Annotated in this window: 14 protein-coding genes; 8 read left to right on the forward strand and 6 right to left on the reverse strand. The window is 64.9% G+C overall.

Annotated features, from left to right (window positions below; translation table 11 throughout):
• Positions 1–16 precede the first annotated feature (16 nt).
• Positions 17–580: a cytochrome b gene (locus O6P39_RS20045; protein ID WP_275608190.1), complete on the forward strand. Its 564-nt coding sequence runs from the start codon at positions 17–19 to the stop codon at positions 578–580.
• Between the two features lie 422 nt (positions 581–1,002).
• Here the strand turns inward: O6P39_RS20045 and O6P39_RS20050 are convergent, their stop codons facing one another.
• Positions 1,003–2,907 (reverse strand): potassium transporter Kup, encoded by a 1,905-nt coding sequence (locus O6P39_RS20050; protein WP_275608191.1) that lies wholly within the window; start codon positions 2,905–2,907, stop codon positions 1,003–1,005.
• A 243-nt stretch (positions 2,908–3,150) separates the two neighbouring features.
• On the opposite strand from O6P39_RS20050, the gene rimO reads away from it, so the two are divergent.
• The 3 genes from rimO to O6P39_RS20065 are packed head-to-tail and all read left to right on the forward strand — an operon-like array spanning position 3,151 to position 5,364.
• Positions 3,151–4,473, forward strand: coding sequence for a 30S ribosomal protein S12 methylthiotransferase RimO (gene rimO / locus O6P39_RS20055; RefSeq protein ID WP_275608192.1), 1,323 nt, complete (start codon positions 3,151–3,153; stop codon positions 4,471–4,473).
• 53 nt (positions 4,474–4,526) lie between these two features.
• Positions 4,527–4,988, forward strand: coding sequence for a DUF1456 family protein (locus O6P39_RS20060; protein WP_275608193.1), 462 nt, complete (start codon positions 4,527–4,529; stop codon positions 4,986–4,988).
• Positions 4,989–4,995: 7 nt separating this feature from the next.
• Positions 4,996–5,364 carry a DUF2784 domain-containing protein gene (locus O6P39_RS20065; protein ID WP_275608194.1) on the forward strand — a complete coding sequence of 123 codons (369 nt, stop codon included), beginning with the start codon at positions 4,996–4,998 and terminating at the stop codon, positions 5,362–5,364.
• Here the strand turns inward: O6P39_RS20065 and O6P39_RS20070 are convergent.
• Positions 5,312–6,859, reverse strand: coding sequence for a glycosyltransferase family 39 protein (locus tag O6P39_RS20070; protein WP_275608195.1), 1,548 nt, complete (start codon positions 6,857–6,859; stop codon positions 5,312–5,314). The two genes, O6P39_RS20065 and O6P39_RS20070, sit on opposite strands and share 53 nt — an antisense overlap.
• Positions 6,860–7,075: 216 nt before the next feature.
• Between O6P39_RS20070 and O6P39_RS20075 the strand changes: the two genes are divergently transcribed.
• On the forward strand, positions 7,076–7,849 hold the full coding sequence (locus tag O6P39_RS20075; protein ID WP_275608196.1) for an SDR family oxidoreductase: 774 nt from the start codon (positions 7,076–7,078) through the stop codon (positions 7,847–7,849).
• A 47-nt stretch (positions 7,850–7,896) separates the two neighbouring features.
• Positions 7,897–8,595, forward strand: a complete 699-nt coding sequence (gene tsaA, locus O6P39_RS20080) for a tRNA (N6-threonylcarbamoyladenosine(37)-N6)-methyltransferase TrmO (protein ID WP_275608197.1) — start codon at positions 7,897–7,899, stop codon at positions 8,593–8,595.
• Between the two features lie 6 nt (positions 8,596–8,601).
• Here the strand turns inward: tsaA and O6P39_RS20085 are convergent, their stop codons facing one another.
• The gene (locus tag O6P39_RS20085; RefSeq protein WP_275608198.1) at positions 8,602–8,904 is read right to left on the reverse strand and encodes a putative quinol monooxygenase; all 303 of its coding nucleotides are present in this window, start codon (positions 8,902–8,904) and stop codon (positions 8,602–8,604) included.
• 60 nt (positions 8,905–8,964) lie between these two features.
• On the opposite strand from O6P39_RS20085, the gene O6P39_RS20090 reads away from it, so the two are divergent.
• Entirely contained in the window at positions 8,965–9,378 is a 414-nt protein-coding gene (locus O6P39_RS20090; RefSeq protein WP_275608199.1) for a VOC family protein, read from the forward strand.
• 294 nt (positions 9,379–9,672) lie between these two features.
• Here O6P39_RS20090 and fpr read toward each other — a convergent pair whose 3' ends face one another.
• A complete protein-coding gene (gene fpr / locus O6P39_RS20095; RefSeq protein WP_275608200.1) occupies positions 9,673–10,449 on the reverse strand; it encodes a ferredoxin-NADP reductase in 777 nt (258 codons plus the stop codon).
• Positions 10,450–10,671: 222 nt separating this feature from the next.
• Between fpr and O6P39_RS20100 the strand changes: the two genes are divergently transcribed.
• On the forward strand, positions 10,672–11,598 hold the full coding sequence (locus O6P39_RS20100) for a LysR family transcriptional regulator (RefSeq protein ID WP_275608201.1): 927 nt from the start codon (positions 10,672–10,674) through the stop codon (positions 11,596–11,598).
• 157 nt (positions 11,599–11,755) lie between these two features.
• Here the strand turns inward: O6P39_RS20100 and O6P39_RS20105 are convergent, their stop codons facing one another.
• Together O6P39_RS20105 and erdR are read right to left on the reverse strand one after the other, a co-directional pair.
• A complete protein-coding gene (locus O6P39_RS20105) occupies positions 11,756–12,127 on the reverse strand; it encodes a diacylglycerol kinase (RefSeq protein ID WP_024765290.1) in 372 nt (123 codons plus the stop codon).
• An 86-nt stretch (positions 12,128–12,213) separates the two neighbouring features.
• The gene (gene erdR, locus O6P39_RS20110; RefSeq protein WP_275608202.1) at positions 12,214–12,864 is read right to left on the reverse strand and encodes a response regulator transcription factor ErdR; all 651 of its coding nucleotides are present in this window, start codon (positions 12,862–12,864) and stop codon (positions 12,214–12,216) included.
• Between the last annotated feature and the right edge of the window lie 61 nt (positions 12,865–12,925).

Consider the following 12,925-nt stretch of genomic DNA (forward strand, 5'->3'; position numbering starts at 1 on the left):
CACACAAGGAAACGTCATGAGCCTGACAAAGAAACCCTCCCGCTACGGAAGCCTGTCCATCGCCATGCACTGGATCATGCTGCTGCTGATCGCGGCGGTGTACGCCAGCATGGAGTTGCGCGGGAACTTCCCCAAGGGCAGCGAAGCCCGCGAGTTTCTCAAGCACTGGCACTTCGTGCTTGGCCTGAGCGTCTTCGCGCTGGTCTGGCTGCGCCTGATCGGCCGCCTCATCTACCCGGCCCCGCCCATTCTCCCCGCTCCGCCGAGCTGGCAGATGAAGCTGGCCAAGCTGATGCACGTGGCACTCTACGGTCTGATGATCGGCCTGCCGCTGGCAGGCTGGGTAATCCTCAGCGCCGCCGACAAGCCCATCCCCTTCTGGGGCCTGGAGCTGCCGCACCTGGTGGACAAGAACCCGGACCTCGCCAAACAGGTCAAGGAATGGCACGAGACCATCGCCGTGCTGGGCTACTGGCTGATCGGCCTGCACGCCCTGGCCGCGCTGTTCCACCACTACATCAGCCGCGACAACACCCTGGTGCGCATGCTGCCGGGCAAGGGTGAAGCGAAGCCAGAGTGAGGCTCCGCTCACCGTAGGGCGTACAGCCGTTCGCGGTGGTACGCCGATACGCCAAGCCCCATCGCCAGCGTTGAGGCCAATCCCGAGGCACACTGAGACCAAGGCCAATCGGCGTATAACGCGGAGCGTTATACGCCCTACCCTTCGCCCGCCAAGATCGCTCCTGTTGGCGGATCGCGGACAAGGTCCGCTCCAAGGGCCCCTCACCCTAACCCTCTCCCGCAAGCGGGAGAGGGGACTGTTCGGTGCAGGATGAAACCATGGCGTCAGCCGGCACGGACGGCTCCCTCTCCCTCTGGGAGAGGGCTGGGGTGAGGGGGAAGCGCAGGCAGGGATTAGCCCGGTAGAAGACAGTTGCTCCTACAAAGACGACCAACAAAAAAGCGCGCCAATCGGCGCGCTTTTTTGTTGGTCACGGGGCCTTAGATTTCCACCTGCGTCCCCAGCTCGATCACCCGGTTCAGCGGCAAATTGAAGTAGCGCAGGTTGCCGTTAGCATTCTTCAGCAGGAAGGCGAACAGCCCCTCGCGCCAGCGCGCCATACCGATCAGCTTGGACGGGATCACCGTCTCGCGGCTGAGGAAGTAGGTGGTGCGCATCGGGCTGAAGTCCAGCTCGTTGAGGTGGCAGAGCTTGAGCGCCAGCGGAATGTCCGGGTCTTCCATGAAGCCGAAGTGCAGCACCACGCGGAAGAAGCCTTCCCCATAGGCGTCCACCTCGAAGCGTCGATCCGGGCTGACCCGCGGACTGTCTTCGTTGACCACGGTGAGCAGCACCACCTGCTCGTGCAGCACCTGGTTATGCAGCAGGTTGTGCAACAGCGCATGGGGTACTGCATCGGAGCGCGCGGTGAGGAAAACGGCGGTGCCCTGCACACGGTGCGGCGGCTGCGAGCGGATGCTGGAGATGAACAGCGGCAGCGGCAGCGAGCCCTCGTCGAGGCGGTCCACCAGCAACTGGCGACCACGCTTCCAGGTGGTCATCAGGATGAACAGGCCGATACCGGCGATCACCGGGAAGGCACCGCCCTGGACCACCTTGGGCAGGTTGGCGGCGAAGAACAGGCTGTCCACCAGCAGCATCATCAGGAAGAACGGAATGGCCAGCCACAGCGGCCACTTCCACAGCAGCCAGATCACCACCCCCATCAACAGGGTGGTCATCAGCATGGTACCGGTCACCGCCACGCCGTAGGCCGAGGCCAGGGCAGCGGAGGACTCGAAGCCCAGCACCAACAGCACCACGCCGACCATCAGCGCCCAGTTCACCATACCGATGTAAATCTGCCCCTGCTCATGGCTGGAGGTGTGCTGGATCACCATGCGCGGCACGTAGCCGAGCTGGATGGCCTGGCGGGTCAGGGAGAAGGCGCCGGAAATCACCGCCTGGGAAGCAATCACCGTGGCCAGGGTGGACAGCGCCACCATCGGCAGCAGCGCCCAGCCCGGCGCGGTCAGGTAGAAGGGGTTACGCGCAGCCTCGGCATTGACCAGGATGGTCGCGCCCTGGCCGAAGTAGTTCAGCACCAGGGCCGGCAGTACCAGGGCAAACCAGGCGCGGGCGATCGGCTTGCGGCCGAAGTGGCCCATGTCCGCGTACAGTGCTTCGGCGCCGGTCAGCGCCAGCACGGTGGCGCCCAGGATGGCCACGCCGATGCCGGGGTGGGAGATGAAGAAGTTCAGCGCCCAGACCGGATTCATCGCCTTGAGCACTTCCGGCTGCTGCGACACGCCGTAGATGCCGAGTGCCGCCAGAGCGACGAACCAGGCCACCATCACCGGTCCGAACAGAATGCCGATGCGCGCGGTGCCGTGCTTCTGGATCAGGAACAGCCCGACCAGCACGATCAACGACAGAGGCACCACCCAGTGCTCCAGCCCGTCGAAGGCGATCTCCAGACCCTCAATGGCCGAAAGCACCGAAATCGCCGGGGTGATCATGCTATCGCCGTAAAACAGCGCGGCGCCGATCAGGCCAGCCACCACCACCATCGCCTGCATCCTGCGGCGACCGGTTGCGGCGCGGCGGGCCAGGGCCGACAGCGCCATCACCCCGCCCTCGCCCTGGTTGTCGGCGCGCAGCACGAAGATCACGTACTTGATCGACACCACCCAGATCAGCGACCAGAAGATCAGCGACAACACGCCGAGCACACCATCGTGGTTGGCCTGCACACCATAACCGCCGACGAACACCTCCTTGAGGGTGTACAGCGGGCTGGTGCCGATATCGCCGTAGCAGACGCCCACGGCGCCGACCATCAGGCCGATCGCGGAACTGGAATGGGGCTGTTCATGCTCAACGGTGCCGGCGCTTGCATCGGACATGTAACAAATTTCCTCAGAAAAATTCGGCGCATCCTGCTCCGACCCTTTCGTCGATGCAAGAGCCGGTCGCATTCGATTTGAAAGACTATAGAGCCTGTTGCCCACAATTACCGGCTGGCACGCGCTTGCAGGGACCTGCGACAGCTTGTCCCAGGGAGACTGGTCAAGCGCGCGGGCTGCCGCTAGAATTGCGCACTTTTTGATCAGAGGCGCCACCAGCGCGCCCTTCGAGGTTAGCCGCACATGTCCACCGCCACACCCAAAGTCGGATTCGTCAGCCTGGGTTGCCCCAAAGCCACGGTCGATTCCGAACGCATCCTCACCCAACTGCGCATGGAGGGGTACGAAATCGTCCCCACCTACCAGGACGCAGACGTGGTGGTGGTGAACACCTGCGGCTTCATCGATAGCGCCAAGGCCGAATCGCTCGACGCCATCGGCGAAGCCATCGCCGAGAACGGCAAGGTGATTGTCACCGGTTGCATGGGCGTGGCCGAAGACAGCATCCGCGATGTACACCCCAGCGTGCTGGCCGTCACCGGCCCGCAGCAGTATGAGCAGGTGGTCAATGCCGTCCACGAGGTGATCCCGCCCAAGGCCGAGCACAACCCGCTGATCGACCTGGTGCCGCCGCAGGGCATCAAGCTGACCCCACGTCACTACGCCTACCTGAAGATTTCCGAAGGCTGCAACCACAGCTGCAGCTTCTGCATCATCCCGTCCATGCGCGGCAAGCTGGTCAGCCGTCCGGTGGGCGACGTGCTCAGCGAAGCCCAGCGCCTGGTCAAGGCCGGCGTCAAAGAGCTGCTGGTCATCTCCCAGGACACCAGCGCTTACGGCGTGGACCTGAAGTACAAGATGGACTTCTGGGACGGCCAGCCGGTGAAGACCCGCATGCTGGAGCTGTGCCAGGCGCTCTCCTCTATGGGCGTGTGGGTGCGCCTGCACTACGTCTACCCGTACCCCAACGTCGACGATGTGATCCCTCTGATGGCCGAGGGCAAGCTACTGCCCTACCTGGACATCCCCTTCCAGCACGCCAGCCCGAAAGTGCTCAAGTCCATGAAGCGCCCCGCCTTCGAGGACAAGACCCTGGCGCGCATCAAGAAGTGGCGCGAGATCTGCCCCGAGCTGACCATCCGCTCCACCTTCATCGTCGGCTTCCCCGGCGAGACCGAGGAAGACTTCCAGTACCTGCTGGACTGGCTGACCGAAGCCCAGCTCGACCGCGTCGGCTGCTTCCAGTACTCCCCGGTAGAAGGCGCCCCGGCCAACGACCTGGGCCTGGACGTGGTGCCCGACGACGTCAAGCAGGACCGTTGGGAGCGCTTCATGGCGCACCAGCAGGCCATCTCCGCCGCCCGCCTGCAGCTGAAGATCGGCAAGGAAATCGACGTGCTGATCGACGAAGTGGACGATGAAGGCGCCGTAGGCCGCTCCTTCGCCGACGCCCCGGAAATCGACGGTGCCGTATACGTCGACACCTTCGACGTGAAGCCGGGCGACAAGGTGCGCGTGCGCATCACCGACGCCGACGAGTACGACCTCTGGGCCGAACTGGTCTGATCCGCAAAAGCCCCGCTGATGCGGGGCTTTTCATTTCTGCTATTGGAAAGCCCATGACCAACAACGACGTACTGCGCAGCCTGCGCTACCTGCTGGACATCCGCGACGCCCAGGTCGCCGAGATCACCGCGCTGGCCGGCTTCAACCTCAGCGCCGAGGATGTCGGTGCCTTCCTCGCCCGCGACGACGAGCCGGACTTCAAGCCGTGCAGCGACCGCGTGCTGGCGCACTTCCTCGACGGCCTGATCGTGCATCGCCGTGGCCGCGACGAATCCCGACCGCTGCCGCCGGTGGAACTGCCGCTGACCAACAACATCACCCTGAAGAAACTGCGCGTGGCCTTCGAGCTGCGCGACGACGACATCCTCGCGATCCTCGACAGCGTGGGCTTCATCGTCACCAAGACGGAACTGGGCGCGCTGTTCCGCAAGCCTGGCCACAACAACTACCGGCCCTGCGGCGACCAACTGCTGCGCAACTTCCTCAAGGGCCTGACCCAGCGCCAGCAGCGCTGAGGCCGTCGTGCTCTACCGCCTCGCCGCCGACGCCGTCGTCCTGCTGCACCTGGGCTTCATCCTCTTCGTGCTGCTCGGCGGCCTGCTGGTGCTGCGCTGGCCGCGCCTGGCCTGGCTACACGTGCCGGCAGCGGCCTGGGGCATGGCGGTGGAACTCCTCCACCTCTATTGCCCACTCACGCCGCTGGAGAACCACTTCCGCGCCCTGGCCGGGGACCACGGTTACAGCGGCGGCTTCATCGAGCATTACCTGATCCCGCTGATCTACCCCGCCGGCCTGACCGAAGCAACCCAGGTCGTCCTCGGCCTCGTGGTACTGGCGATCAATCTGCCGCCTTACCTGCTCCTGCTCCGGCGGCTGCTGCGCTCGTGCTGATCGGGCTCGGCGCTCCAACAGGGAGATAGGCCAGGCTGGCCTCCTTGTTCTTCGCGCGCCCCAGGCGCTGCCCATTGTTGAGTTGCGACTCGATCAGCCGGTGATCCGCCGTGAGCCAGCTCAGAGGCTGCTCTCCTTCATGCGTCACCTGGGAGATGATGAGGGTGCGCGACGGGTCCCAGTCTTCGCCGGTACGCTGGCGCAGCCAGGCGAACAATGCGGCACTGTCGCCCCGTGGATATCCCGAGCGCTCGAAATGGAGCGGATGAGCCTGGGGCGAGCCGCGCTTTTCCAGGTACATCGGCAGCCGCGCATCGTGATCACCGAGGATCAGCACCCGCCACTGCGACCAGGGCGCAGTCCGCTCCGCCTGGCTGCGCACGTCGCTGGCGAACTCCGGAACCCCGCCGCCGCCATTGCTCCACGGATAGGCCACGCCCAGCACCAGCAGCATCACCACGGCCCCCACGCCGAGGGCGCGCGGCCAGATACGCCCCAGCCCGGCGAGACCGCGCCGATGGCGGGACTCCACCACCCACCAGGCCGCCAGCAACTGGGCGAACGGCACCAACGGCAGCACGTAATAGCTGCGCCGACTGCCGCTGGCGGTGAAGAACGCAAACAGCAGCGCCAGGGCCCAGACCAGCCAGCGCGCATTGGGCTCCAGCTGCTTCCAGTGGCGCCCGGCGTACCACAACCCGGCGATCCACAGCGGCGCCCAGGGCAAGGTGTAGACCGGCAGGTAGATCAGGTAGCTGTAGATCGGCCCCTCATGATCGAAGGGCTGGAAGAAACGCACTACGTTCTCCCGGAATACCAGCGCCAGGCCGCTCTCACCATAGGTGGGCTGGCCATACAAGTGCGAAAGCGCAAAGGGAATCGCGTACACCCCGGCCGACACCACCAGTGCCACCACCAACCGCAGGTTGAAATGGCGACGCCAGCGCCCGACGCTGAACAGGTGCGGCAGCAGCATCAGCACCGGCAGGACGAAGCCGATCAGCCCCTTGCACAGCGAGGTCAGCGTCAGGATCAGACAGAACCCCAGGTAGCGCGAGAAGCGCGTGTCTTCCGGCCCACGCCAGTACCAGGCCAGCGCCGCCAGCACGCCGAACACCGTCAGCATGTCCGCCGTCGCCACCCGCGCCCAGAACAGGAAGTAGAAGGTGGTCGCCATCAGCCAGCCGGCCAGCAGGCCGGTGCCCTTGCGCAGCAAGTGCTCACCCAGCCACCAGACCAGCCAGACGCTGCCCAGCCCGGCGAGCACGCTGCTGGCGCGCAGCGTCCAGTGATTGAGGCCGAACAGGCTGGCGGGCGCTGCGATCAGCCAGTAGGACAACAGCGGCTTGTCGTAGTACGGCGAGCCACTCAGGTAAGGATCGAGATAGTCCCCCGACTGCAGCATCTGCAGCACGATATCCGCCCAGCGTACCTCCGGCCCCCAGACCTCGCGGCCGCCCAGGCCGAACACCAGCAGCAAGGTCGAAACGCCCATGAGCAACGCCAACGCCTTGCGCTCTCTGCTCCACCCCTGCATCACCCGGGCCCCCAGCCACTCGAAGATCCGTGGACACTAGGGCAGCAGAAGTTATGCGCCGGTTAAGAAAGCGCAGTGCGGTTGTGATGCGTCGCCATTTACGTTCTCGATAGTGCTCGGAGGCCCTCGGCGATCCCGCTACGGTGAGGCGAATTTCGCAGCCAGGAGAGGCTCATGCACCGCTATTTTTCCCTCGAAGGCAAGACCGCACTGGTCACCGGCGGTACCCGCGGTATTGGCCGGATGATCGCCCAGGGTCTGCTCGAAGCCGGCGCCAAGGTCATCATCTGCGCCCGCGACGGAGCCGCCTGCACCGAGACCGCTGCCGAGCTGTCGCAGTACGGCGAGTGCATCGGCCTGCCCGCCAACCTCGCCACAGAGGAAGGCGCCCGCGCCCTGGCCAGCGAGCTGAACGAGCGTCTGGATCACCTCGACATCCTGGTGAACAACGCCGGCACCACCTGGGGCGCGCCACTGGAAAGCTACCCGGCCTCGGGCTGGGAAAAGGTCATGCAACTCAACGTCACCGCCGTGTTCAGTTGCATCCAGCAACTGCTGCCGCTGCTGAAGAAGGCCGGCAGCACCGAAAGCCCCGCGCGGGTGATCAATATCGGCTCGGTGGCCGGCGTCACGTCCCACGGCGAAAACGCCTACGCCTATGGCCCAAGCAAGGCCGCGTTGCACCAACTGTCGCGCATGCTGGCCCGCGAGCTGGTGGGCGACCACATCAACGTCAACGTCATCGCCCCCGGCCGCTTCCCCAGCAAGATGACCCGCCACATCGCCAACGACGAGCAGGCCATGGCCGAGGACACCGCCGTCATCCCCATGCGCCGCTGGGGCCGCGAAGAGGAAATGTCCGCCTTGGCGATCAGCCTGGCGAGCGCCGCCGGGGCCTACATGACTGGCAACATCATCCCCATCGATGGCGGCTTCCACCTCGGATGAACGCCGAATCGGGTACCATGGCGGCTCCTGCAACAGCTTGTGCCGCCATGCCCCACATCGTCTCGCCCATTGGCCACGTCCGCTCCTGCTTCAAGGAGAAGTTCGCCATCCCGCGCCAGCCGCAACTGGCCCCGGCCGCGACCGGCGTGCTGGAGCTGCTGCCGCCGTTCGACACGGGCGACGCGGTGGAAGGCCTGGAGCAGGTCAGCCACGTCTGGCTGCTGTTCCTCTTCCATCAGGCATTGGAAGACAAGCCGCGGCTGAAGGTGCGCCCACCGCGTCTGGGCGGCAACCAGTCCATGGGCGTGTTCGCCACCCGCGCCACCCACCGCCCCAATGGCATCGGCCAATCGGTGGTGAAGCTGGAGAGAGTCGAGCCCGGCCGCCTCTGGCTGTCCGGCATCGACCTGCTGGACGGTACGCCGGTAATCGACATCAAGCCCTACGTGCCCTACGCGGACATCATCAGCGATGCCCGCAACGCCATCGCCGACGCGCCGCCCGCGCCCATCGCTGTGCACTGGAGCGACGAGGCCCTGCGCCAGGCCCACGAGCACGGCCTGCGCCTCGGCCAGCCGGTGCGCGAGCTGGTAGAGCAGTGCCTCGCCCAGGACCCACGCCCGGCCTACCAGAAGCCGCCGCCCGAGCGCCGTTACGGCGTGCGCCTGTGGGACCTGGACGTGCACTGGCACTACCCCGCCGACGGCGAAATCCGCGTGATCGATCTCGCCCGCGGCGAAGGCTGACGCCCCTCAGCTCACCGGGTTGAGGGCGATCACGTCGCTCTCGAAGCACTCCTGTTCGAGGATCAGCGGCTCCACCAGCGGGCGGCTGTCGCGGAAGTGTGCAGTCTGGGTGTGCGCGTCATAGGCCGCGTCGTCGCGGTAGATCTCGTAGAGGTAGATCACGTCCGGATCGACGCGGTCCTGGGACACATCGAACACCAGGCAACCCGGCTCGCTGGCCACCGACGCGGCGGCATTGACCTTGATGGCGGCAAGGAATTCATCGGCGGTTCCGGGCTTTACGCGGATCTTGATAAAGAGACTGTACACAGGGCATTCCTTTTGTTTTAAATTTGAAAATAAATTGTATACAAAAAAGGAATCCCGTTCATGTCCGATCTCCCTGCCCGCCCCGGCCGCCTCAACGGCCTGCGTCATCTCGCCCTGCTGGTGCCAAACCTGGAAGAGTGCGAACGCTTCTACGTCGACGTGCTCGGCATGGAAGTCCTCAACCGCGCCAACGAAGACCTGGTCTACCTCACCTGCGGCAACGACAACCTCTCCCTCGGACGCGGCGTTGGCGCGGCCAACGGCCTGCAGACCATGGATCACTACGGTTTCATCGTCGACAGCGTGGAAGAGCTGGAAGCCTGGTACCAGTACTTCAAGGCCCGTGGCGTGACCCTGCTGGACCGCCCCTTCAACCATGGCGACGGCGCACGCAGCTTCCACCTGCTCGACCCGGCGGGGAACAAGGTGCAGCCGCTGTACCACCCGGCGGTTTCCGGGCAACGCCTTCTGTAGGACCGAGGGGGGCGCCTAGCCCTTGCTCGCGAACCCGCAAGGCACGATGCGGCCAGGTTCGCGAGCAAGCTCGCTCCTACGAAAAGCAAGCCGTGCCGGCTGGCGCCACAGTTTCCTCCTGCAGCGAACAGCCCCCTCTCCCTCAGGAGCGGGGCGCGCCGCCGGGGTTAGGGTGACGCAATCCCATGCACCGCTCCTACGAAAAGCCCCCGCCGTCAGCGCTGAAATGCGGGGCATAAAAAAACGCCGCGCCCCCAAAGGAATCGCGGCGTTCTTTCGAGCCGACAGCGCGGTTTACTTCTCGACGAAGGCGCGCTCGATCAGGTAGTCGCCCGGCTCGCCCATGCGTGGGGAAATCTGCAGGCCGAAGCTGTTCAGCACTTCGCTGGTTTCGTCCAGCATGCTCGGGCTGCCGCAGATCATGGCGCGGTCGTCCTGCGGGTTCATCGGCGGCAGGCCGATGTCGGCGAACAGCTTGCCGCTGCGCATCAGGTCGGTCTGGCGACCCATGCTGTGGAACTCTTCGCGGGTCACCAACGGGCAATAGATCAGCTTCTCTTTCACCATCTCGCCGAAGTACTCGTGCTCCGGCAGGACCTTGGTGATGAAGTCCGCGTAGGCCAGCTCGCTGACCCAACGCACGCCGTGGACCAGGATGACCTTCTCGAACTTCTCGTAGACTTCCGGGTCCTGGATGACCGAGAGGAACGGCGCCATGCCGGTGCCGGTGCTCAGCAGGTACAGGTGCTTGCCGGGCTTGAGGTCGTCCAGCACCAGGGTGCCGGTGGGCTTGCGGCTGACCATCAGCTCGTCGCCTTCCTTCAGGTGCTGCAGACGCGAAGTCAGCGGACCGTCCGGAACCTTGATGCTGAAGAACTCCAGATGCTCTTCGTAGTTCGGGCTGGCAATGCTGTACGCGCGCATCAGCGGACGACCGTTGACTTCCAGACCGATCATCACGAACTGGCCAGTCTTGAAGCGCAGGCCCGGGTTACGGGTGGTCTTGAAGCTGAAGAGGGTGTCGTTCCAGTGGTGCACGCTGAGAACGCGCTCGGTGTACAGGTTGCTCATCAAGGACTCCTAGGAAAATCGTGGCGCACCCCAGCAAATCCCGGACGTAGCGCAATTGCGCGACATTTTATAGGCGGCGACAATATCCGCAAAATAAATTATCTGGATATTGCTAATCCAAAACGCAGATAAGGCCGCGTCATGTCGATGCGAAAGGATACCGTCAGACCTTTCCTAGACCGGGGCGACCGAATGTCGCGCTGCCCTTCTGGAGTCCATCCCATGAAATTCACCCTGCGCCAGCTGGAGGTCTTCGTCGCTGTCGCCCAGCAGGAAAGCGTCTCCCGCGCCGCCGAAGCGCTGTCCATGTCGCAGTCGGCCACCAGCACCGCGCTGGGCGAGCTGGAGCGGCAGTTCGACTGCAAGCTGTTCGACCGCTCCGGCAAGCGCCTGACCCTCAACGCCCTCGGCCGTCAATTGCTGCCCCAGGCGGTGGCCCTGCTCGACCGGGGCAGCGAGATCGAAAACATGCTCAACGGCAAGAGCGCCTTCGGCTCGCTGGACCTGGGCGCCACCCTGACCATCGGCAACTACCTGGCGACCCTGTTGATCGGCCGCTTCATGCAACGCCAGCCGGACTGCCGGGTGCGCCTGCACGTGCACAACACCGCCCACGTGGTGCAGCGCATCGCCCACTATGAGCTGGACCTGGGCCTGATCGAGGGTGACTGCCAGCATCCGGATATCGAGGTGCAGCCGTGGATGAAGGACGAACTGGTGGTGTTCTGCGCGCCGCAGCACCCGCTGGCCCGTGAAGGCCGCGCGGACCTGGAACGACTGATCGAGGAAGCGTGGATTCTGCGTGAACAGGGCTCCGGCACGCGGCTGACCTTCGACCAGGCCATGCGGCACCACGTAGAGCCATTGAACGTGAGGCTGGAGCTGGAGCACACCGAGGCGATCAAGCGCGCGGTGGAGTCGGGGCTGGGGATCGGCTGCATCTCGCGCCTGGCGCTGCGCGACGCCTTCCGCCGCGGCAGCCTGGTGCCGGTGGAAACACCGGACCTGGACCTGCGCCGGCAGTTCTACTTCATCTGGCACAGACAGAAGTACCAGACCGCGACCATGCGCGAGTTCCTCGACCTGTGCCGCAGCGAAACGGCGGGCGTGACGCGCAGCGACGAGATCGTGCTGCCGATGATTCCGTGACGCCCCAAGCCGCATCGGCGCGCGGCCCATCGCGGACGGAGCCCGATCCTACGAAAGGTTCGCCCCACCTATAGGCGCGAGCTTGCTCGCGAAAGGGAACGCACCGTGCCTTGCAGGTTCGCGAGCAAGCTCGCTCCTACAGGGCACGGCTCTGCATTCAGCCCAGCAGGATTCCCGCCCAGGTCACGGTAATGATGGTCAGCGCCACGAACTGGGCGGCGCTGCCCATGTCCTTGGCGTTCTTCGACAGCGGGTGGCGCTCCAGGGAGACCCGGTCCACCACCGCCTCGATGGCGGAGTTCAGCAGTTCGACGATCAGCGCCAGCAGGCACACCGCGATCATCAGCGCGCGCTCGCCACGGGTGACGTCGCAGAAGAACGACAGCGGGATCAGGATGACGTTGATCAGTACCAGTTGGCGGAAGGCAGCCTCACCCTTGAAGGCGGCAGCGAAGCCGGCCAGGGAATAACCGGCGGCGTTGAAGATGCGTTTCAGGCCAGTCTGGCCTTTGAAGGGGGAAGCGGACACGAGCGATTCTCACAGGTAAAAGTCGCGGCACTCTATACCAGTGCGCGTCAAAAAGGGTTCATGCGGTTTGACAGGATGTGACGAGGTCACGCCCCCGGGACCGACTCCATCTGCTGCAGCAACAGCGCCGCCTGGGTGCGGGTACGCACGTTGAGCTTGCGGAAGATCGCGGTGACGTGGGCCTTCACCGTGGCTTCGGAGACGCTCAGCTCGAAGGCGATCTGCTTGTTCAGCAGGCCTTCGCAGACCATGGTCAGCACACGGAACTGCTGCGGAGTGAGACTGGAAAGGCCGGCGCTGGCGGCGCGCACTTCCTCGCTCATCTCGGTCGCCGCATCCACCTGCGGCGGCCACCAGACGTCGCCGTCGAGCACCGCGCGCACGGCCTGCTGCAGGGTGCTCATCTCGCTGGACTTGGGGATGAAACCGCTGGCGCCGAACTCACGGGAACGCTGCACCACCGCGGCATCTTCCTGCGCCGAAACCATCACCACCGGAATCTGCGGGTACTGTCCGCGCAGCAGCACCAGTCCGGAGAAGCCGTAGGCGCCTGGCATGTTCAGGTCCAGCAGCACCAGGTCCCAGTCCGACTTTTCGTTCAGCCTGGCCTCCAGGTCCGCGATACTCGCCGCCTCGGACAGTCTCGCCTCAGGTCCCAGGCCGATGGTCAGGGCCTGGTGCAGAGCACTGCGGAACAGCGGGTGATCGTCAGCGATCAGGATCTCGTAGGAAGCCATGGAAAGTCCTTGAAGGCCGCGCCGAAGCCCCGCCGTGGATAACAGCCAGACTTGCGCAGGA

This window comes from Pseudomonas sp. PSE14 (assembly GCF_029203285.1).
Lineage (GTDB): Bacteria > Pseudomonadota > Gammaproteobacteria > Pseudomonadales > Pseudomonadaceae > Pseudomonas.